Source organism: Bradyrhizobium sp. USDA 4502, from assembly GCF_054063355.1.
Map to the genome: position 1 here is coordinate 4,777,819 of NZ_JBSSGF010000001.1, position 19,760 is coordinate 4,797,578.

Genomic DNA, 19,760 nt, shown 5'->3' on the forward strand with positions numbered 1-19,760 from the left:
TCTCAGCATCGAGGCCCTAACCTGAGACGGCCTTACCATGCGGATACCAAGAGGGCGACGGACGTGATCAGAGTTGCCGTGCTGAGGGCCACCACGACAAGGGCTTGTTCACTGTGCGCTTGCAGGTTTTTGTCGTCCATTGTCGCCAATGCTGGCTCGCGTATCTCGTTCCTAATTGGGATAAGGCGGTCGTTCCAGAGCGCGCGCGGGAAGACATCAACTCCCGGCGTCACCGGAACTTCCAGTGCCTTGATCGCCTGCGCCGAAATCTCGGCGGGGTCCCTGAGACCAGATTGCGCGACCTTGATAATCGTCTTCGCGATCATTTCCGTCAGCGGGTCATCGCGATCTTTGACGCTGAGCGCGTGCAGCTTTTTCAATAAGGTTGGCGTCTTTCGACGCCATGGCGTCGATTTGTAAGTGCGAATAGATGGACATATTTTGCCCTCTCAGCCCGGTGGCAGAGGTTACCACGACAACCCTGCTCCCCCGGGAAAGCTGCGCTTACGGCACTCGATGCGCGAGCAGACCTGGCTTCGGGGCATTCTTCGGCGGCGGTCCCATCGTCAGCCAAACGGCAAAACCCAACAGAACCGACGCCACCAATAGTCGGAACAATAGATGCAAAGGCCGTCCCCGTCGGCTGCGTGCTCCGACGTTGGGATAAAGCCTAGCGGGGCGCAATTCGACTTGTGGGGTGCGGCGGCGGCGTGGCCATCGCTACGATGGCAAACGAAGAGGGACAACTGAGGCGGCCCTGCCGTGTTCACGCACCGGCGCTAACGCTAGTTCTTGGTTTGGCGTTGGGGGGTATCCGGTGAGCAAGGCCCGCGAGTTTATCGATTTCTGGGTCGAGAATAGCATTCACGCTGTCGAGCAGTTTCGCACTGTCGGCGCGTCGCAGGATATCGCCGAACTGACCCGCCGTCTTGTCGCGGCTGCCAAGGAGCAGGGTTTCTCGGCGGCCGACTTGCAAGCTGAGATCGGCGACATCTCCGACTACATCGGAGACCTGCTCAAAGCAGCGAACAGGGCTGAGCGCGAACGGCGTAAGCCTACGTAGGCATCGCAATGCGGGCGCCTTACTTTGTCAGTCTGCAAACAGCGCCAGGCTTGAGGTTGAGTTCCTCGAACGTACTTTGCTGCTTATCCGTCAAGTTGATGTTGAGGGCAAAGTAGACACGCATAGACATCTCGGCGATCTCGGCCTCGACACGAAACGGAAGCGCAAAATGCGGAGGCCTGCGCGGCTTATAGCGGAGGAACAATACGACGCAAGCGCTCGGGATACTATTTGCTCGCGGCGAAAAGGTCCCATTTCCCGGGCAGCCCCTTTAATTCGTATGAGCCTCGCTCGGAGAACTTCAGATCGGTGCCTGCTACGAGGTCGGTGACCACCCGCGAGACAAATACCTCATTGCTTCCCGACTGCGACATCACCCGCGCGGCTGCGTGGACGGCAATGCCACCGATGTCGTTGCCTCTGATTTCGACCTCGCCGCAATGAAGACCTGCGCGTACGGGCAGGCCAATACTCTTGCTCTCTTCACTGAGCGCCAAGGCGCATCGCACAGCCCGCCCCGGCCCGTCAAAGGTCGCCAGAACGCCATCGCCTGTGCTCTTCACCAAAGTGCCGCGATGCTTGCTGACAATCCGGCCGGAAAGATCGTCGTGATTGTCCAAGAGGTCGCGCCAACGGTGATCGCCGAGTTGCAAAGCGAGATTGGTCGATCCAACGATATCAGTAAAGAGAACGGTAGCGAGTATGCGCTCCAGATCAATTCCCTCGCTGGCGCGTTGTCCAGTGATGAATTCTTCGATGTCTCCGGTAACGCGCTCAATGTCTCCCGTCCAGAACGCGTGATCGCCCGACGGATATTCAATGTATTTCGCTCCCGGGATACCGGCGGCGAGCTTGCGGCCTAACGTTACAGGCACCTGCGCGTCGGTTGTTCGGTGCAGCACTAGAGTTGGCGTGCGGACGACTGGGAGGATGGGGTTGATGTCTATCCGTCGGTTCGAAAGTATGTAGGATTTTAGTGCGCCAGGACTGCTGCCCAACTTTTCGAATTTTGCGATGCGAGCGAGTATCTCCGAATTGCCAGCATCACTCGCGAAAACTCGCTTGAGGAAGTCCCCGTTTCCCCAACTCTTTACGACGTAAGCTAACCGTTCCTGAACCTCGGATGGCGTGAGGTTGGGCGGGAGCAGGTCTGATATCCGCGCCAGCCCTCCGAATAAGACCAAGTGGGAAACGCGCTCTGGGTAGGTCGTTGCGAATAGAACGCTCATCGACGCGCCTTCAGAGAAGCCAACTAGCGCAGCACGCTTGGAGTTGATTGCGTCCATGATCGTGCGGACATCGTCGATACGTTCCTCAAGAGACGGTACGTCGGCCAACCGATCTGATAGTCCTTGACCTCTCTTGTCGAACGTGACGACCCTTGAGAACTTCGCCAAGCGACGAAGAAAGCGCGTATAGCCCGGGAGTTCGTGCTGAAAATCGATGTGGGATATAATGCCCGGAACTAGGATAATGTCGGTAGGCCCGTCGCCCATGACTTGATAGGCGATGTTGAAGTCGCCGCTCTGCGCATACTGCGTCTCGGGCAACGCTACTTCCGTCATCGCGGCCCCCACCATTTGTTCGCGTTTCCAACTATCTTCCAGATCAGGCCGGACATCAACGGACGTCATCCACCGTAGATACCCGGTATTGCCCGTCACGCGATGGGCCGAAGCTGTGGTCTGGCACCTGAAGGTGAACGCTCTAAGGGCCTATTGGGGCCCAGCTCAATCGGCTGGACCTTTCTGCTGACCCAGAATGGCTGCTCAAACCATTAACAGATATGGCTTTTATTCGTTCTTTGGATAACGAAAAAAGAGCTTGCGTCAGGACCACACGACTTCACCGTCCACGTCATGCGCACTCGTCAGTTGCGCAATCGGCGTCCACCGCATCTCGACCCACGTTCGTGACGACCGCGAAGCGCCCCTCAATCGGGTGAGACGGGCGGAATTGGATCACTGATTTGCCCGACGACGGAAGCGGGATTTTGCCCGTCGGGGTGATTTGTCGCAGCCATCGTGCGGTGGGCGCGGAGCGTCGTGCCGTTCAGCTTCCGAGCTGAATGGTGCGCTCCGGCGCCGCGGCGAAGCCGTTGAGGGGGACGTTAAAGACGACAGCCTGCCCGTTGCTGATGCTCTGTGCGGCAACGGTGAGCATTTTGGCCCTGCTGATGGTGTCGGTCACGACCGTGGGAAAGGATACCGGCAGCAAGCAGCCTTGCGTCGTACAGGTGGAGAAGCGCGTCTGCTCCAGATCCTTTCCGTCAAGCTTGAGGACGGCCCCGGCGTCGAACTTCAGCCCGAACGGCATCAAGATGTTGCCTTCGGCCTTTCCGTCCCTGGGAATCAGTTCGATGGCGAAGATTTGCTGATTGGTTTCCTTGGCGAGCTGTGTCCGCCCGAGGGTACACAGCTTGGCCCCGCCGTCGAGCTGGCATTTGACGATCCAGTCTCCGTAGGTCTCGCTGATCGCGGAAGCGCCCTTGGGAAGCTGGACGGCGCGGACCACGCCATCCATCGCGGACGTCTGGCTCCGTGTGTCGATCGGCATGGAGACGGCGCTCCCACTGGCATCCGACACATCGGGTGTTCGGGCGGCTTGCGCCGAACCGACGCCGGCCATGACGACGAGAGCGACGATCGCCCGAAGACGCCTGTCTGCTGTGCTGACCGTCACCATCGCATCCGCTCCGCCTCGTTACGTCCCGACCGATCTGCCTTTTCGTCGGCGTATTCGTGGGCATAATTCCCACCTGAACGAGATGCACCTACTTGGAGAACCGCTGATATGCAAGAGCTGATCGCCGCCGGCGTGATTGTCGCGATTGTTGCATTCTGCGGCGGGTATTTCTGGGCAATTGCACGTGAAGCCATGACCTCGAACAAGGCCGCGAACAAGCAACAACGCAAATAGTAGTCCGGCGCCTCGACCTTGCTCCCGTGATTTGCCCGCGGGATGCGTTTTCAACTAAGCTCACCGGATGGACATGCTCGTCAAGCTCTACGCCCTGCCCGATTCCCGGCCCGCCTACGATCGATTGCTCAAGGCCGGAATTATCATGCGCCGCGCGCTCGCCCCGGAAAAGCACAAGGTTGTCGCCTGGGTGCGGGAGACATTCAGCGAGGCGTGGGCCAGCGAAACCGAGGTCGCGTTCAGCCGCCAACCAGTCTCCTGCTTCATCGCGATCCAGCAAAAGAAGATCCTCGGATTCGCCTGCCATGACGCGGCCTGTCGCAACTTCTTCGGTCCGACCGGCGTCGCGCCGAAGGCGCAGCAAGGCGGAATCGGCAAGGCGCTGCTGTTCGCCTGCCTCGAGGACATGAAGCACCAGGGGTTCGGCTACGCCATCATCGGCGGCGTCGGGCCGGCGGATTTCTATACGAAAGCTGTCGGCGCGGTGGCCATCGAAGGTTCCGCGCCGGGGATCTATCGAGGATTGCTGTAGCTGCGCCGCAGGTCCATTTCCGGTCTTGTCGCGCTACGAGACAGACTGGCAATGTCTGCGTTCACGGAGATCGGGTAACCCAAGGATGGCTGGCGGGTTGAAGATCACGACCGGCATCATCGCCGCGGTGCTGGTCATTGCGGCGGTGGCTCAGGCGCGCAGCGTGCTCGCCCCGCTTGCGGCCGCCCTGTTTATCATCGCGATCGTCTGGCCCGTTCAGCAACGGCTGCAGTCGTGGCTGCCGAAACTCCTCGCGCTCGCCATTACCGTCGTTGTTACGGTTGCCACCTGCATCGCGTTTGCCTCGCTGGCAGCATGGGGGTTCGGCCGCGTCGGGCGCTCCTTGATTGCGGATGCGGCGCGGTATCAGGCCTTCTACGATGCCGCGGTGATCTGGCTCGACGGCCATGGCGTCTCGTTCGCCGGCGTCTGGGCGGAGCATTTCAATGTCGGCTGGCTGCTGCGTACCACGCAATACGTTACGGGCCGCGTCAACACCACATTGAGTTTCTGGCTCATCGCGCTGGTCTATGTCGTGCTGGGACTTCTCGAGGTCGAAGACGCTGGTCGACGAATCCAGCGGCTGGAGAATCGCACAGCTGCGCGCGTCCTGCTCAAGGGCAGCAAAGCGACGGCCGCCAAGTTTCGTAAATATATGCTGGTGCGGACGCAGATGAGCGCGGTGACGGGTCTCTTAGTCGGCCTGTTCGCCGCTGTGACCGGGCTGCCATTCGCATTCGAATGGGGCGTGATCGCCTTTGTCCTCAACTACATTCCTTTCGTCGGTCCTTTCATCGCGACGCTGTTCCCCACGCTGCTGGCCATGACACAGTTCGAGAGCTGGCCCGCGGTGTTCGGCGTGTTCGCCTGTCTCAACGTCATCCAGTTCGTGGTCGGCAGCTATATCGAACCGCGGGTGGCCGGTTCGACGTTGTCGATCTCGCCGTTTCTGGTGCTGTTTGCGATCTTCTTCTGGAGCTCGCTTTGGGGCCTGTTCGGGACCTTCATCGGCGTACCGATCACGCTCGCTATTCTGACCTTCTGTGCCGAGAGTCCGTCGGCCGCATGGATAGCCGATCTGTGTGGCGGATCGCACGAAGATAAGCTGGAAGCGTCCTAGCTTGGCGGCAATCTCAACCCGCTCGGGCTCGGTGAGGCAAAGCTTCCGGTCCGGGCCGACCATCATTTTGTGGATATAGAAATAGCTGACTTCATCGTCGGCCCCCATCACCGGCGACGGGGCCGAGACGATCCTCGACGCACCACATGTACCGATCCAATCGATATGCCGGTGACCGTGCATCACCACTGAGCGATCGGAAAACCGTTGCAACCTGCGTACAAACCAGCTGCCGTTGATCAAGGCTGTCCCAATGCGCTCGGCAAATGTCTTCACTGGCATGGGATATTCCATCACGTGATGATGTAACGCGATGGTCCAGCATGCCGTCGGAAAATGACGGATCGCAGCCTCCAACCGCCGCGTTTGCGCTTCCGAAACCAAACCGAGCGCGTTGGTGAAGGAGAAGTGGGTTTCGGCGTTGGAGTTGAGAATGGCGATCCCGAGGCCACCGTCCTGGTCCGGCGGCAGGATCATTGGGAATTGATCATCGAACAGGCCACGGAGCGCCGCTGCGCGGCGCACGCCCCCGTGCTGCGCAAATCGTGTTATCCGATCATGATAAGGGGCCAGCGCCTGGTTCAGCGTGGCCGACGGTTTGCCGGAACCGTCGATGACACGCACGCGATCGCCCTGGACGGCCGCGATCGCCGACAGGGTACGCATCTGCCGTAGCCGCTTGCCTGGGCTGAACGGCAGGTCGAGGCGCGCAGGATTGGCACGATCCACGACGTTAACGTCATGATTGCCCGGAAGCATGATGATGCGTGCTGCAAGCTCGGGATGACCTGCCAATGCATCGAGAAATTCCGCCCATTCGCCGGGCCGGCCAGCGTCCGTCATATCGCCGCTGATCAGCACGTGGTCGAGCGGATCAACGCTGTGAATTTCGGCAAGGCGAGCCAACACGCGATTGAAGTGCTCGTTTCCCTGCGGACCGCCGGTCCCGCTTTCAATGCGGAAACCGTACCGCTCGCCGACCACGTGAAGATCGGACAGATGCGCAAGGCGCCAGCAGCGGCCTCCGGACGGAGTCGCGTCGAATCCGGCCAGGTCGGCCGGTTGTTCCATACTGGCGTCGGCCACGCTCCAGGCCAGTGACGCGACCGCAAGATAGCAGGACACCAGCACCGCGGCGTTCGCGAACGTCGGCAACACCAGACGATGGACCAGAACAAGGTCATTGACGGTCGCAGTCCATTGCGAGGCAGGCCAGGCCAGGGCCGCGATCAATGCCGCCCCCGCGGAGAGCAGTATGCCGGCGCCGACCGAGCAACCGCGGCGCAGCCTCGTGCGAGAGGCAGGAGTCGCGCCGGTGCGCCAAAGCAGCTCCGCCAGATGGCCCAGCGCCTCGCGTGTGAAGGCATAACTCGGTTGGACCGCGAGCGCGTTCAGCGACCAGAAGCTTGTTTCCGCGATTTGAAGCAGCGGTCGTCCGCCGAGCCATCCCAACGCTGCGATCACAACCAGCGCCAGCACGGCGCCCACTTCGGACAGGGCAAGAGCGTGTTGCGAAAGGCTCGAAATCCAGGCGGATGCGACCAGTGGCGCAAGGCCGAGCAGCACGCCCGGAAGCAGAAGCGAAACCGTCCAGGCGAACAACAGTTTCGCCGGGCTTATCTCAACCAGAAGGCTACCCAGGATCGCGAACAACGAACGCTGTTCCGGGCTGGCCGCATTGTCCTCAAAGTCGCCGCGGCGGGGATCAAGCAGCACGCCGACGTCCTCCGTTGCACGGCGCATTCTGTCACAAACCGCTTCAGACCAACATACGCGTCAGGCTTAGCGCAGCTTCCCGAAGAACTCGCGCACCTCGCCGACGAACAGCTCGGGCTGCTCGAATGCCGAGAAATGTCCCCCTTTCGGCATCTCGCTCCAGTGCTGGATGTTGGTGAAGTTTGTCTCCATCCATTTGCGAACCGGCGTGACGATCTCCTTGGGAAACACGGCAACGCCGGTCGGCACTCCCACCTTGTGCGGGGTTCGCTTGCCCGGCCCAAAGCTTTCCCAATAGAGCCGCGCCGATGACGCAGCCGTCGCGGTGACCCAGTACAGCATGACGTTGTCGAGCAGTTCGTCGCGGCTGAGGATGTTTTCCGGATGGCCGTCGCAATCGGTCCAGGCCCAGAATTTTTCCAGGATCCAGGCCGCTTGCCCGCTCGGGGAATCCGTCAGGCCATAGCCTAGCGTCTGCGGCCGGGTGGACTGCTGCTTGGAATAGCCGGAATCCCAGTCGGCATAATATTTGATGCCGTTGAGCGCCCTCGTCTCCTCCGGCGTCGGCTGCCCCTCGACATTGGGCCGGGTCGACATCGCAAGCGTGATGTGAATGCCGGCGCAATGCGCAGCATCCTGTCCGCCGATCGCGGTTGTGACCGCGGAGCCCCAGTCGCCGCCTTGCGCGAAATAGTTGGCGTAGCCGAGCCGCTGCATCAGGACGGCCCAGGATTTGGCGATCCGGTCGACGCCCCAGCCGGTGGCGATAGGCTTGGCCGAGAAGCCGAAGCCCGGCAATGACGGGCACACCACGTGGAAGGCATCGGCCGCGCGGCTGCCATGGGCCACGGGATCGGTCAGCGGCTCGATCACCTTGTGGAATTCGACCACCGATCCCGGCCAGCCATGGGTGATGATCAAGGGCCGCGCCTCCGGATGCTTCGAGCGGACATGAATGAAGTGGATGTCGAGCCCGTCGATTTCGGTGGTGAACTGGCTGAAGCGGTTGAGCCGCGCCTCGCGCTGCCGCCAGTCATAGGTCTCGGCCCAATAATGGCAGACGTCCTTGATCCATTGCAGCGGCGCGCCCTGGCTCCAGTCGTCGACCAGCTCGGCTTCCGGCCAGCGGGTCCGGCGCAGCCGACTACGCAGATCCTCGAGGGCATCGTCGCTGACGGCGATGCGGAACGGGCTGATGGCGGTCATGGCGTCTCCCCGGGATGCTGAACTTTCGGGGAAGATAGGCTGGCGCGGGTCGCCGATCAAACCCCGCGCCGCAAACCTCGCCTGCACGAACCCTGCACGACTAGCCGCGAAATCTGACGACAAGAACCATCGGCACCGCGATCTTGCTAAGACATCGGCCACAATAGATCGACATCACGCGCAGGCGATCGAAGCGCTGATGTCGCAGAGGACGGAGCTCGTTGTGACAATCTATCTGATTGGCATCCATGACAGACAAGATGCCGTGTTGAAGTCGGGATTGCCGCTGGTCAATAGCTCGCTGAGCTATTTGCCGATCGCCGCCTCGAGCAGCGCCTGGGCCTGCCTGGTGGCCGCGGCGAAGGCCGGCTGTTGCGGCGCGCGCTCGGTGAAGCAGCGCTTGAACGCATCCTCGCCCTGCTGGCGCAGGTCGCCGAGCTTGTCATAGGCCTGCCGGGTGATCTGCTTGCGCTCGAGCCTCTCGGCCGCCGCATCGGCCTTCTTGTTGTAGTCTGTGCGGATCGCGGTGCAGGCCGGCACTTCCACCGCCGGCTCGATCTCGCCATAGGCGACATACATCTTGCCGCCGGCGAGCGCCGCCACGAACGCCTCGTCGGCCTTGTCGGGGAACGAATCCTGGGTGCGGCCGGCCAGGAAGCCGTAAGCCAGGGTGGCCGACGCCGGCTTGGCGATCGGCAGGTCGTCGAAATTGACCACCGCGGCATCGGTCGAGATCGCCTGGGTGTAGAGGCCCTCGAACTTCAGGGCGGCATCGACCTGCTGCGGCACGTTCTTGCTGCCCTTGTCCCACCAGGTCTTGTGTTCGTGCAGCCAGCGCGTGAATAGAGGCTCGGTGGTGACGATGATATGGGCTTTCGGCTCGACGAAGCTGCCGTCGGCGCGTTTTTCTCCGATCTTTGCCCCGTCCCTGCCGGTGTCGGCATCGAAGCGCAGGCCGTCCAGCATGCCGAACCCCGTATCGCCCTTGTATAGAGTGTCGAGGTTGAGCTGGGCGGGAGCAAAGCCCGGCCGGGCGGGCTGTGACAGGATGGCCGTCAGCTGCCCCTTCAGCTCGTCGCGCGCGGCTGCCTCGGCCTTGTCGACGACCTCATTGATCTTGTTGTCGTTCGACAGCTTGGCGAATTTGGCGATCGCGGCGTCACGCGCGGCGATATAGCGGTCTTCCTGCGACGCGGCGCGGGCCGGCGAAAGCAGCAGGATCGGGGAAAGGACGAGGGCAAAGCGGAAGATAAAATGCATGCCCTGTGGTCGTCCGCAGGGCATGCAAGGTTCAAGGTCACGGGTACTACCAGCATATCCCTCGCCGGCAGACCCTCTGCCGGCGCAGGATCTCGTCAAGGCGAGTCAGTCAGGCCGCCTTTGTCACGGTGCCGTCGTCAGGCCGCCTTGGACTTCGCCACGTGGGTAGCGATCGCATCCATCAGCGGCGGCGACAAGCAGTCATAGGGCTCGAGCCCAAGCTCCTTGAGCCGCGACCTGATCCCGGCCATATCGGCCGGCTTGACGCCGGACTCGATCACCGACGACACGAAGGCGGCAAATCCGGGCGCAGCCGAGCCGGACTCCTGGAACAGCTCGGGATGGATGAAGTCGAGGCCATAGAACGGATGGCCCTTGTTCTCGATCCGGCCGTACATGTGGGTGCCGCATCCCGTGCAGGCATGGCGCTGGATCACCGCCGCGGCATCGACGATCTTCAGCTTGTCGCCGTTCTCCAGCACGGTGACATTCTCGCGCGGCACCACCGCGACCACCGAGAAGGTGGCGCCCGAAGGCTTCCAGCACTTGGTGCAGCCGCAGGCATGGTTGTGGGCGACGTCGCCCTTGATGCCGACCTTGACCGGCTTGTCCGCGCATTTGCAGACCAGCGTGCCGCCGGCAAAGCTGCCGGAGCCTTGCTTGACGCCATTGTCGACCGACGGGTGGATATGAACAGTCATTGACCTATCCTCCTAGTGCTTGGTGTTGTGATTTCAGAATACGACGACCGAACGGATCGATTTTCCCTCGTGCATCAGGTCGAAGCCCTTGTTGATCTCGTCGAGTTTCAGCACGTGGGTGATCATCGGATCGATCTGGATCTTTCCGCCCATGTACCAGTCGACGATCTTCGGCACGTCGGTGCGGCCGCGTGCGCCGCCGAAGGCCGTGCCCTTCCAGACCCGTCCGGTGACGAGCTGGAACGGCCGGGTCGCGATCTCCTTGCCGGACTCCGCGACACCGATCACCACCGAGACGCCCCAGCCGCGATGGCAGGCTTCCAGCGCCTGCCGCATCACGTTGGTGTTGCCGGTGCAGTCGAAGGTGTAGTCGGCACCGCCATCGGTCAGGCCCACCAGGTGCTGGACGATGTCGCCGGAAACCTTGGTCGGGTTGACGAAATGCGTCATGCCGAACTGCTTGCCCCAGGCTTCCTTGGAGTCATTGATATCGACGCCGATGATCTTGTCGGCGCCGACCATCTTGGCGCCCTGGATCACGTTGAGGCCGATGCCGCCGAGGCCGAACACCACCACGTTGGAGCCCGGCGTCACCTTGGCGGTGTTGACGACCGCGCCGACACCGGTGGTGACGCCGCAGCCGATGTAGCAGCTCTTGTCGAACGGCGCGTCCTCGCGAATCTTGGCCACCGCGATCTCGGGCAGCACGGTGAAGTTCGAGAAGGTCGAGCAGCCCATATAGTGGAAGACCGTCTTGCCCTTGTAGCTGAAGCGCGAGGTGCCGTCGGGCATCACGCCCTTGCCCTGGGTGGCGCGGATCGCGGTGCAGAGATTGGTCTTCTGGCTCAGGCAGCTTTTGCACTGCCGGCATTCCGGCGTGTAGAGCGGGATCACATGATCGCCCGGCTTGACCGACGTCACGCCGGCGCCGACCTCGCGAACGATGCCCGCACCTTCGTGCCCGAGGATCGAGGGAAAGATGCCCTCGCTGTCGAAGCCGTCGAGCGTGTAGGCATCGGTGTGACAGATGCCCGTCGCCTTGATCTCGACCAGGACCTCGCCGGCCTTGGGGCCCTCCAGATCGAGCTCGACGATCTCAAGCGGCTTCTTTGCTTCAAATGCGACTGCGGCGCGGGTCTTCATCTTGGTCTCCACAAAACGTCAAACAGGTTTCTCGTTCGCACCGGACAGGCTCACTTCTTGTCGTTGTGACCCATGCAGGCGTCTTCCGCCTTTCCATACGCTTCCGACTTATCTTCGTGCTTGGCCGGCCGAACACGCCCAACCGCGTCATTGGCGCGGGCGCGCAGGTAGACATAGAGGTCGTCCATGTAGCAGGCAACGTTGGGGTTATCGCCGAACGCCGGCATCACGTTCTCCTGCGCCGTGGAAACGTTCTTGCGTCCGCTCGCGACCACGCCCATGAAATCCGCGTAGCTCATGGTCTTCAGCGAATTCGCCAGCGCCGGAGCATAGGTCGATCCCATGCCGTCGGGGCCGTGGCAGACATGGCACTCCGAATGATAGCGGCGATAGCCGGAGTAGGTGTACCAGTCCGTCGTGCCGTCGGATGTCACCTTGAACGTCGGGTTTCCATCCTTGTCGAGATACTTGCCGTCCTCGGACTTGACGGCGGTCGGGTCGCCAGCGTCCTCGGCGGAGGCAACTCCACCCATTGCCACGACAAAGATCGCAGCACTCACAAACCAGATCTTACGCAAAAGCATATCCTCGCGTGCAGATTGAAGACGGACCGGCGCATGGAGATCGCTCCATGCGCCGGAACGAGGTTGCTCAGCTCACTGCTGCGGCAGCGAGAACACAGTGAGCGTTCCGCCAAGCGCAGTGTAGTTGCTCAGCGCGGCATAGCCGCCGACTGCACCGAGACCGGCCGTCGGATCAGTCAGACCAGCCGCGAGGCCGATGCCTGCCCAACCGCCAACACCCGACAGAATGGCGACGTACTGCTTGCCGGCATGCTCATAGGTGGTGACGTTGCCGATGATGCCGGACGGGGTCTTGAACTTGTAGAGCTCCTTGCCCGTCTTGGCGTCGACAGCCTTCAGGTAGCCTTCCAGCGTGCCGTAGAACACCACGCCACCGGCGGTCGCGAGCGCACCCGACCAGACCGAGAACTGCTCCTTGTTCGACCACACGATCTTGCCGGTCTTGCCGTCCCAGGCGATGAAGTTGCCCATGTTGGTCTCACCGGGAGGCGGATACATCGACAGCGTCGCGCCGACATAGGGCTGACCTGCGGTGTAGCTCACCTTGAACGGCTCGTAGTCCATGCAGACGTGGTTGGTCGGCACGTAGAACAGCTGCGTGTCCGGCGAGTAGGCTGCCGGCTGCTCGTCCTTCGAGCCGAGCGCTGCCGGGCAGATGCCCTTCACGTTGACGTCCTCGCCCGCCTTGTCGGTCGACGCTGCGTCAAGAACCTTCGGACGACCATAGGTCGGCGAGTCCTTCTTCATGTCGACGCCGGAGGTCCAGTTCACCTTCGGATCGTACTTCTCGGCGACCAGCAGTTCGCCGGTGGTGCGATCGAGCGTGTAGCCGAGGCCGTTGCGATCGAAATGCGTCAGCAGCTTGCGCGCCTTGCCGTCGATCGTCTGATCCGAGAGGATCATCTCGTTGACGCCGTCATAGTCCCATTCGTCATGGGGCGTCATCTGGTAGACCCACTTGGCGACGCCGGTATCCGGGTTACGCGCCCAGATCGTCATCGACCACTTGTTGTCGCCGGGACGCTGCTTCGGATTCCAGGTCGAGGGATTGCCCGACCCGTAATAGACGAGGTTCAGTTCGGGATCGTAGGAGATCCAGCCCCAGGTCGCGCCGCCGCCGATCTTCCACTGATCGCCCTGCCAGGTCTTCAAGCTCGAATCCTTGCCGATCGGCTTGCCGAGCTCGGTGGTCTTGTCGTCGACCAGGAGCTGGTCATCCGGGCCTTCCGAGAAGCCGCGCCAGACCTGCTTGCCGGTCTTGATGTCGTAAGCGGTCACATGAGCCTGGACGCCGAACTCGCCGCCGGAGATGCCGAGCAGCACCTTGTCCTTGACCACCAGCGGCGCGGAGGTACCGGTCGAGCCCTTGCTGGGATCGCCGTTCTTCACCGTCCATTCCACCTTGCCGGTCTTGGCATCGAGCGCCACCAGCGTGGTGTCGGCCTGGTGCAGGAAGATCTTGCCGTCGCCATAGGCAACGCCGCGGTTGACCGTGTCGCAGCACATCACCGGAATGACGTTCGGATCCTGCTTCGGTTCGTACTTCCAGACGATCTTGTTGTCCTGCGAAAGGTCAAGAGCATAGACCTTGTTTGGGAACGGGGTGTGGACGTACATGATGTTGCCGATGATCAGCGGGCCACCCTCGTGGCCGCGCAGCACGCCGGTCGAAAACGTCCAGGCGACCTGCAACTTTCCGACGTTCGAGGCGTTGATCTGATTCAGCTTGGAGTAACGCTGATTGGCGTAGTCTCCGGCCGGCATCACCCAGTCTTTCGGGTTCTGCGACATCTTGTGGAGTTCGTCATTGGCGTTGGCCGCTCCGGCGGCAAATACCGCCATTGCCCCAAGGCCGGTCGCGTAAAGCATCTTGCGCATCGTGGATTTCCTCCCAGGTTCAAGAGCTCAAGGGTTTCCGCCGAAACGGCCCCACTTCTTCCATTTTGGTGCCCCAGTCGTAGTCCTCTCGAAGCGCGCTGACTTGCCCAAAAGAGAAGAGCCGTTTGCTCAAAAGCGAAGCTTCGTCAGATTTTTGTCGCCCGGCCCTGATTTGGCTGGAAAGCTTGCTTCATGTTGCAGGGCATCAATCGCGGCCGGCGCGATCCGGATGCCAGATTGACGCGTGCTAAGGTTGCGCTTGACGAGCCTAGAACTAAGTCGGAGGATCACCCGACATTAACCGGGAAGAAATCCCGCCGCCTCCCTAAGCTATTCAGAATCAGGGAGAAGGCGCATCATCTCGGGCCAGACTTAAGCTCGGTGAGCAGTCACGTGGGGATCGAATCGGTGGCTGGAAAGATGTCCGATACAGTCCATTCTCTCAGCACGAACGGATTGACGCCCAAGCGGCAGATTCAGCGCTGGTCGGATGCGCTCACTGACCTTTGCGGCCAGTTCGACGTCGATGCGCTGGAAGGATCCTCGCTCGAAGCCCGGGTCAATTTCACGACGGTATCGCGCCTGAAGCTGTGTCAGATCGAGGCAAGCCAGCACCGGATCGCGCATACCATCTCGCGCATCAAGCTGAGCGAGCACCCCTATATCAAGATCGTGTTCCAGACCCACGGCGTCTCGCATTTCGAGCAAGACGGCCTGCACTTCGACATCATGCCGGGCGACTGCTTCGCCTACGACGTGTCGTGTCCGCACACCATCATCAGCCCGTCGCTGACGCGGCACGAGGTCGTCATCGTTCCAAAGGACCTGCTCAAGGAGCGCGGCTTCCAGCTCTCCAAGATGGCGCCGTGCAAGCTGTCGGCGCGCAACGGCACCGGCCGCATCGCCTATGATTTCGTCCATGCCGCCTTCGGCGAGGCACCGACGCTGACGCCGGTCAACGCCGTCGGCGTGGCTGATGCGCTGATCGACTTGCTGCTGTTGCCGCTGCGCGAGACCGGCGCCATGTTCGACCGCGGCAGCGCCGAGGCCACCTATGTGCGGGCCCAGGGCTTCATCCGCGAGCATCTGCGCGATCCGGATCTCTGCATCGACCGCATTTCCGCGGCGCTCGGCTGCTCGAAGCGCTATCTGCACATGCTGTTCAGCGATCGCGGCATGACGGTCAGCGACTACATCTGGAAGGCCCGGCTGCAGAACTGCCGGCAGGAGCTGGAGTCCCAGAACGGCAAGACCATCACCGACGTCGCGTTCTCCTGGGGCTTCTCGAGCTCGTCGCATTTCAGCCGCGTCTTCCGGAAGTATTTCGGCATCGCGCCCTCCTCCGTCCACAAGGGCCTGCACGGCGGTATGCCGGCCGATGTGGTGCTGGAATAGCGGTTCCATCCGACGTGCAGGCGTTGCGCCATGCCGTCCGCCGACAGACTTTCTCCAACCAAGTTGTCCTCAATCAAGCTGTCCTCGATCAAGGTTTGGGCGCGCAACCTCAAGCGGGACAGCGTTGCGCTGTATCTCGCATCGCGTGATCCGCGCGTGCCCTGGTATGCCAAGGCCCTTGCCGTCGCCGTCACGGCCTATGCGCTGTCTCCCATCGATCTGATCCCGGATTTCATTCCGGTGATCGGCTATCTCGACGATCTGATCCTGCTGCCGCTCGGCATCTGGCTTGCGATCTCGCTCGTGCCGGACGAGGTGATGGCGGAATGCCGTACCAAGGCCGGCGCCGTCTTGCAGCGTCCGACCAGCCGGGCGGGAATGATCGCGATCGTCGTGCTCTGGATCGCCGGCGCGGCGGCGCTGGCTTGGGCGGCTTTCAGATATTGGCGACAGCCAATCGTCTAGGACCGTGCGGCCTTTGGCACGAGCGCCTCGACCGTCACGCCATCATCGCTGGAATTGATGTTAAGCGTGCCGCCAAGCGCGAGGATCCGCTCCTGCATCCCGGTCAAACCGCGGCCAAGCCTGTGATCCCTCAGCAGGCCGCGGCCATTGTCGCGAACCCGCACGAGCGCGCAGTCGCGGCTGCCGCGCAGGCCGGCCTGGCATTCCGCCGGTTCGACCGTGATATCGACCGCGGTCGCGCCGGCATGGCGGAACACGTTGGTGAGCGCCTCCTGGACGATGCGATAGATCGTGAGGTCGGCCATCTCGCCGGTATCGCCGAGCGCCGGCGAGATGCGGCTCTCGATCTTCACCTCCGGGTGCGTTTCGCTCCATAGCCGCACCAGCGCGCCGAGCGCTTCCGCAAGCCCGAGCTCGGCCAGGCCGACCGGCCGCAATCGCTCAAGAATCCGGCGCGTGAACTGCTGGAGCGCGTTGACCTGCTCGAGGATGGCGTTGCCGTGCTTGCGCAATGCCGCAGGGTCCGGCTTTTCGACTTCCGCCAGCCGGGTCAGCGCGCCGGCATGCGCGCGCAAGGCAAACAGATAGGGCCCGAACTCATCGTGCAATTCGCGCGCGATCTCCTTGCGCTCGGAATCCTGCAGCGAGACCGCGCGCTCGGCGAGCTGCCGCTTGCCCTCGACGGCATCGCCAAGGGTCGCCGCCAGATGGTTCAGTTTGGCACAGATGGCGGCCAATTCCGGCGATCCGCCGGGCTCGACGCGGGCATCGTAATCCCCGGCCTCGATGCCGGTCATGGCCTGCGACAGTGCCTCCAGTGGCGCCAGCGCGCGGCCGACCACCAGCATGGTGACCAGAAGCAGCGCGACCGTGATCGCGGAGCCGACCTCGATCTGGGTGACGATGCCGTCCCAGATCTCGGCGACTTCGTCGTCGGGATGCGAGGTGATGACCAGCGATTGCGGCTTGCCGTGCACCGAGATCGGCACCCGCACCGAGGTCTGCTCGGGATGAACCAGCGCGACGAACCACTGCGGCGGAGCGCGTTGATCGCCGACGTCCTCGGGGCGATCAGGAGATCTTGCGGTCGCGCCATCCTGCCGCGTGATGCTGACGTGACGCAGCCGGCTCAGGTCCTGGACGATCTGATCGAGCCGCGCATCGGGATCCGGCGCCTCGTCGAGACCGGCCACGATCGTCGCAACGAATTCACGCGCCAGACGGATCACGCTCTGGTCCTCGGCCTGGACACGCGGCCCCGCTTCCAGCACGAGCCGCGCAATATTGATGCCGAGGCCAAGCGCCAGGATCAGCGCCAGCAGCAGGTTGATCCGCGCGCGCAAAGATAGCTTTTGCCACATGACGTTGCCCCCGACCGCGATCCCTCCTCCGAGAGGATCGTTGACAGCCAAATTTGCCCGGCTATCTAATCGCACCCTATCGCAATCCCGCACGAGGTGCACAACCGGTCGGAACCGACCTGTCCTTCGCGCAAACCGACGTGATGATGAGTGAATCGAAGCAGGTCGCCGGAACAACGCCATGCGCATTCTGATCGTTGATGATCATCCCATCGTTGCCTCCGGTTGCCGCACCGTGTTCGCCGACGATCCCGAGATCACGCTGCTGGAAGCGGCGGATGCCGAAAGCGGCGAACGGGCGTTCGTCGCGGAGAAGCCCGATCTCTGCGTGATCGACATCAACCTGCCGACGGTCTCCGGCTTCGAGCTGGCGCGCCGCATCCTGACGCATGATGCGTCTGCGCGCCTCATCATGTTCAGCATGAACGATGACCCGGTGTTCGCCGCCCGCGCCATCGACATCGGCGCCAAGGGTTACGTTTCGAAGACCGGCGATCCCAACGATCTGGTGGAAGCAGTGCGCGAGGTCGGCAATGGCGGCGTCTATCTGCCGCCAGCGATCGCGCGCAACGTGGCGTTTGCGCGGCCGGGCTTTGCGCAAAATCCGCTCTCCAAGCTCACTTCACGCGAGATGGAGATCCTGCGCCTGCTCAGCTCCGGCAAGAGCCTGTCGGAGATCGCCTGGCTGGTGCATTCATCATACAAGACGGTCGCAAACACGTCATCGATCATGCGCCAGAAGCTTGGCGTGCGCACTTCGGCAGAGCTGGTGCGGCTGGCGATCGAGAGCGGCGTCGCCTGACGCAGCGCTCCAACCAAGAGGAATACGACAATGCAGACGGTTTCCCAGAACAAGTCGCATGGCGGCACGCAAGGCGTCTATCGGCATCCAAGCCGCGAGACCAAGACCGACATGACCTTTTCGGTGTTCGTCCCTGAACATGCGGCCGGCGCCAAGCTGCCCGTCGTCACCTACCTGTCGGGCCTGACTTGCACCCACGCCAACGTCACCGAGAAGGGCGAATTCCGCCAGGCATGCGCCGAGCTCGGCCTGATCTTCGTCGCGCCCGACACCAGCCCGCGCGGCGAAGGCGTCCCCGGCGATCCCGCCAACTCCTACGATTTCGGTCTCGGCGCCGGCTTCTATGTCGATGCGACGGAGCAGCCGTTCGCGACCAATTACCGGATGTGGAGCTACGTCACCGAGGAATTGCCGAAGCTGATCGCCGAGCAGTTCCCGGTCGACACAACGCGGCAATCCATCCTTGGTCATTCCATGGGCGGCCATGGCGCGCTGACGGTCGCGCTGCGCTATCCCGATCGTTATCGCGCGGCGAGCGCGTTTGCGCCGATCGTGGCGCCGTCGCAGGTGCCATGGGGCAACAAGGCGCTCGGCGGCTATCTCGGCAGCAACAAGCAGGCGTGGCGCAAGCATGACGCCGTCGCCCTGATCGAGGACGGTGCCCGCTTCTCCGATCTGCTGGTCGACTACGGCGATGCCGACGGCTTTCTCACCGAGCAGCTGCGGCCCGAACTCCTGAAGGCCGCCTGCGAGAAGGCCAACATCCCCCTCACCCTGCGGCGTCAGCCGGGCTATGACCACAGCTACTACTTCATCTCGACCTTCATGGCCGATCATCTGCGCTGGCACGCCGCGCGGCTGAAGGCCTGAGCGTCACGCAGTCCGTCATCCTGAGGAGGCCGCGAAGCGGCCGTCTCGAAGGATGCACGTCCCGAATTTCTACGTGTGGCTGTAACCGGGCCGATTCATCCTTCGAAGTTCGCCCAGCGGCGCAATTGCGCCGCAAGGCTCGCACCTCAGGATGACTGCAGTCCATTCGTGAGCGCAGGCTACCGCGCTTGCGGCGCGCCGTAGTTCGGCGCGAGCAGGCGGTTGCGCACGAGGTAGTCGGTGGCGCGCGACCAGGATTCGTCGGTGTTGCCGCGCATGTCGGCGCTCGCCGCCGCCAGCAATTGCCCGCTGTGGACGTCGCGCAAATAGAGATTGATGTTGAGGATGAGGTTGGAGACCTTCTGCACCACGCCCGTCATCACGAGATCAGCGCCCAGTTCGCCGGCCAGCTTCACATCGCAGCCGCCGCAGGCCTGAAGATTGCTGCCATGCGCCGCAGCATTGACCGGCGCGATGTCGAGCACGCGGAACTTGCCGGAGTCCGCGAGCTCCTTGCGCACCTGATCGCCGGCCCGGAGCAGCCGCGCCTGCTCATCACTGCGTGGCCCGCTCACTTCCCCCTGCAGGCTCGTGTCGATCATCTCGAGGTCGAACACCGCGAGCTTGGGCGGCTCCGCGCGCGCTGCCGCCGAAGACACCACCAGCAAAGAAACGGCGAAGGCAAACGCTGATCTCATGATTGTGAACCAATCGTAGTTTGTAACGTCGCAACGACAAAAAGCGG

General features: G+C 62.4%; 19 protein-coding genes and 1 pseudogene. 8 read left to right on the forward strand and 12 right to left on the reverse strand.

Features of this window, described 5'->3' with window-relative positions:
* Positions 1–32: 32 nt before the first annotated feature.
* Positions 33–380: a hypothetical protein gene (locus tag ACVW1B_RS22295; RefSeq protein WP_456792577.1), complete on the reverse strand. Its 348-nt coding sequence runs from the start codon at positions 378–380 to the stop codon at positions 33–35.
* Between the two features lie 437 nt (positions 381–817).
* On the opposite strand from ACVW1B_RS22295, the gene ACVW1B_RS22300 reads away from it, so the two are divergent.
* Positions 818–1,063, forward strand: a complete 246-nt coding sequence (locus ACVW1B_RS22300) for a hypothetical protein (protein WP_253607710.1) — start codon at positions 818–820, stop codon at positions 1,061–1,063.
* A gap of 227 nt (positions 1,064–1,290) precedes the next feature.
* Here ACVW1B_RS22300 and ACVW1B_RS22305 read toward each other — a convergent pair whose 3' ends face one another.
* Both ACVW1B_RS22305 and ACVW1B_RS22310 read right to left on the reverse strand, forming a co-directional pair.
* Positions 1,291–2,697 (reverse strand): adenylate/guanylate cyclase domain-containing protein, encoded by a 1,407-nt coding sequence (locus tag ACVW1B_RS22305; protein ID WP_253607709.1) that lies wholly within the window; start codon positions 2,695–2,697, stop codon positions 1,291–1,293.
* Between the two features lie 418 nt (positions 2,698–3,115).
* Complete coding sequence (locus tag ACVW1B_RS22310; protein ID WP_456792578.1) at positions 3,116–3,748, reverse strand: invasion associated locus B family protein; 633 nt, start codon at positions 3,746–3,748, stop codon at positions 3,116–3,118.
* 108 nt (positions 3,749–3,856) lie between these two features.
* On the opposite strand from ACVW1B_RS22310, the gene ACVW1B_RS22315 reads away from it, so the two are divergent.
* The 3 genes from ACVW1B_RS22315 (at position 3,857) to ACVW1B_RS22325 (ending at position 5,634) form a co-directional block, all read left to right on the forward strand.
* Complete coding sequence (locus ACVW1B_RS22315) at positions 3,857–3,982, forward strand: hypothetical protein (protein ID WP_456792579.1); 126 nt, start codon at positions 3,857–3,859, stop codon at positions 3,980–3,982.
* Positions 3,983–4,049: 67 nt separating this feature from the next.
* Entirely contained in the window at positions 4,050–4,514 is a 465-nt protein-coding gene (locus ACVW1B_RS22320; protein ID WP_253607707.1) for a GNAT family N-acetyltransferase, read from the forward strand.
* A gap of 85 nt (positions 4,515–4,599) precedes the next feature.
* Positions 4,600–5,634 carry an AI-2E family transporter gene (locus ACVW1B_RS22325; RefSeq protein WP_253609936.1) on the forward strand — a complete coding sequence of 345 codons (1,035 nt, stop codon included), beginning with the start codon at positions 4,600–4,602 and terminating at the stop codon, positions 5,632–5,634.
* A 177-nt stretch (positions 5,635–5,811) separates the two neighbouring features.
* Here the strand turns inward: ACVW1B_RS22325 and ACVW1B_RS22330 are convergent.
* The 7 genes and pseudogenes from ACVW1B_RS22330 to xoxF5 all read right to left on the reverse strand — a co-directional run.
* Positions 5,812–7,377, reverse strand: a pseudogene (locus ACVW1B_RS22330) (metallophosphoesterase family protein); the annotation flags it as partial.
* Between the two features lie 39 nt (positions 7,378–7,416).
* A complete protein-coding gene (locus ACVW1B_RS22335) occupies positions 7,417–8,556 on the reverse strand; it encodes an epoxide hydrolase family protein (RefSeq protein WP_456822265.1) in 1,140 nt (379 codons plus the stop codon).
* Between the two features lie 306 nt (positions 8,557–8,862).
* The gene (locus tag ACVW1B_RS22340) at positions 8,863–9,816 is read right to left on the reverse strand and encodes a hypothetical protein (RefSeq protein WP_456822266.1); all 954 of its coding nucleotides are present in this window, start codon (positions 9,814–9,816) and stop codon (positions 8,863–8,865) included.
* Positions 9,817–9,953: 137 nt separating this feature from the next.
* Positions 9,954–10,517: an S-(hydroxymethyl)glutathione synthase gene (gene gfa, locus ACVW1B_RS22345; RefSeq protein WP_016847312.1), complete on the reverse strand. Its 564-nt coding sequence runs from the start codon at positions 10,515–10,517 to the stop codon at positions 9,954–9,956.
* A gap of 33 nt (positions 10,518–10,550) precedes the next feature.
* On the reverse strand, positions 10,551–11,660 hold the full coding sequence (locus tag ACVW1B_RS22350; protein WP_026193090.1) for an S-(hydroxymethyl)glutathione dehydrogenase/class III alcohol dehydrogenase: 1,110 nt from the start codon (positions 11,658–11,660) through the stop codon (positions 10,551–10,553).
* 50 nt (positions 11,661–11,710) lie between these two features.
* Positions 11,711–12,193: a c-type cytochrome, methanol metabolism-related gene (locus ACVW1B_RS22355; RefSeq protein ID WP_456823061.1), complete on the reverse strand. Its 483-nt coding sequence runs from the start codon at positions 12,191–12,193 to the stop codon at positions 11,711–11,713.
* A 123-nt stretch (positions 12,194–12,316) separates the two neighbouring features.
* Positions 12,317–14,122 (reverse strand): lanthanide-dependent methanol dehydrogenase XoxF5, encoded by a 1,806-nt coding sequence (xoxF5, locus tag ACVW1B_RS22360; RefSeq protein ID WP_092082995.1) that lies wholly within the window; start codon positions 14,120–14,122, stop codon positions 12,317–12,319.
* Between the two features lie 420 nt (positions 14,123–14,542).
* Between xoxF5 and ACVW1B_RS22365 the strand changes: the two genes are divergently transcribed.
* Both ACVW1B_RS22365 and ACVW1B_RS22370 read left to right on the forward strand, forming a co-directional pair.
* Positions 14,543–15,517 (forward strand): helix-turn-helix domain-containing protein, encoded by a 975-nt coding sequence (locus tag ACVW1B_RS22365; protein WP_016847804.1) that lies wholly within the window; start codon positions 14,543–14,545, stop codon positions 15,515–15,517.
* Between the two features lie 30 nt (positions 15,518–15,547).
* Entirely contained in the window at positions 15,548–15,982 is a 435-nt protein-coding gene (locus ACVW1B_RS22370) for a YkvA family protein (RefSeq protein WP_456822267.1), read from the forward strand.
* On the opposite strand, the gene ACVW1B_RS22375 is transcribed toward ACVW1B_RS22370, so the two are convergent.
* Entirely contained in the window at positions 15,979–17,343 is a 1,365-nt protein-coding gene (locus ACVW1B_RS22375; RefSeq protein WP_456822268.1) for a histidine kinase, read from the reverse strand. The two genes, ACVW1B_RS22370 and ACVW1B_RS22375, sit on opposite strands and share 4 nt — an antisense overlap.
* A 181-nt stretch (positions 17,344–17,524) precedes the next feature.
* On the opposite strand from ACVW1B_RS22375, the gene ACVW1B_RS22380 reads away from it, so the two are divergent.
* Positions 17,525–18,145: a response regulator transcription factor gene (locus ACVW1B_RS22380; protein ID WP_016847801.1), complete on the forward strand. Its 621-nt coding sequence runs from the start codon at positions 17,525–17,527 to the stop codon at positions 18,143–18,145.
* Between the two features lie 30 nt (positions 18,146–18,175).
* A complete protein-coding gene (fghA, locus tag ACVW1B_RS22385) occupies positions 18,176–19,015 on the forward strand; it encodes an S-formylglutathione hydrolase (RefSeq protein ID WP_141339819.1) in 840 nt (279 codons plus the stop codon).
* 179 nt (positions 19,016–19,194) lie between these two features.
* Here the strand turns inward: fghA and ACVW1B_RS22390 are convergent, their stop codons facing one another.
* Positions 19,195–19,713, reverse strand: a complete 519-nt coding sequence (locus ACVW1B_RS22390; protein WP_456780093.1) for a DUF3280 domain-containing protein — start codon at positions 19,711–19,713, stop codon at positions 19,195–19,197.
* Positions 19,714–19,760: the final 47 nt, after the last annotated feature.

Bases quoted from the DNA above. Each gene is read 5' to 3' on its own strand.
- ACVW1B_RS22335 (WP_456822265.1), bottom strand. From the start codon at position 8,556: ATGACCGCCATCAGCCCGTTCCGCATCGCCGTCAGCGACGATGCCCTC.
- ACVW1B_RS22380 (WP_016847801.1), top strand. From the start codon at position 17,525: ATGCGCATTCTGATCGTTGATGATCATCCCATCGTTGCCTCCGGTTGC.
- ACVW1B_RS22390 (WP_456780093.1), bottom strand. From the start codon at position 19,713: ATGAGATCAGCGTTTGCCTTCGCCGTTTCTTTGCTGGTGGTGTCTTCG.
- gfa (WP_016847312.1), bottom strand. From the start codon at position 10,517: ATGACTGTTCATATCCACCCGTCGGTCGACAATGGCGTCAAGCAAGGC.
- ACVW1B_RS22315 (WP_456792579.1), top strand. From the start codon at position 3,857: ATGCAAGAGCTGATCGCCGCCGGCGTGATTGTCGCGATTGTTGCATTC.
- ACVW1B_RS22355 (WP_456823061.1), bottom strand. From the start codon at position 12,193: ATGGGTGGAGTTGCCTCCGCCGAGGACGCTGGCGACCCGACCGCCGTC.
- ACVW1B_RS22375 (WP_456822268.1), bottom strand. From the start codon at position 17,343: ATGTGGCAAAAGCTATCTTTGCGCGCGCGGATCAACCTGCTGCTGGCG.
- ACVW1B_RS22325 (WP_253609936.1), top strand. From the start codon at position 4,600: ATGGCTGGCGGGTTGAAGATCACGACCGGCATCATCGCCGCGGTGCTG.
- ACVW1B_RS22370 (WP_456822267.1), top strand. From the start codon at position 15,548: ATGCCGTCCGCCGACAGACTTTCTCCAACCAAGTTGTCCTCAATCAAG.
- ACVW1B_RS22350 (WP_026193090.1), bottom strand. From the start codon at position 11,660: ATGAAGACCCGCGCCGCAGTCGCATTTGAAGCAAAGAAGCCGCTTGAG.
- ACVW1B_RS22310 (WP_456792578.1), bottom strand. From the start codon at position 3,748: ATGGTGACGGTCAGCACAGCAGACAGGCGTCTTCGGGCGATCGTCGCT.
- ACVW1B_RS22305 (WP_253607709.1), bottom strand. From the start codon at position 2,697: ATGACGTCCGTTGATGTCCGGCCTGATCTGGAAGATAGTTGGAAACGC.
- ACVW1B_RS22340 (WP_456822266.1), bottom strand. From the start codon at position 9,816: ATGCATTTTATCTTCCGCTTTGCCCTCGTCCTTTCCCCGATCCTGCTG.
- xoxF5 (WP_092082995.1), bottom strand. From the start codon at position 14,122: ATGCGCAAGATGCTTTACGCGACCGGCCTTGGGGCAATGGCGGTATTT.
- ACVW1B_RS22320 (WP_253607707.1), top strand. From the start codon at position 4,050: ATGGACATGCTCGTCAAGCTCTACGCCCTGCCCGATTCCCGGCCCGCC.
- fghA (WP_141339819.1), top strand. From the start codon at position 18,176: ATGCAGACGGTTTCCCAGAACAAGTCGCATGGCGGCACGCAAGGCGTC.
- ACVW1B_RS22365 (WP_016847804.1), top strand. From the start codon at position 14,543: ATGTCCGATACAGTCCATTCTCTCAGCACGAACGGATTGACGCCCAAG.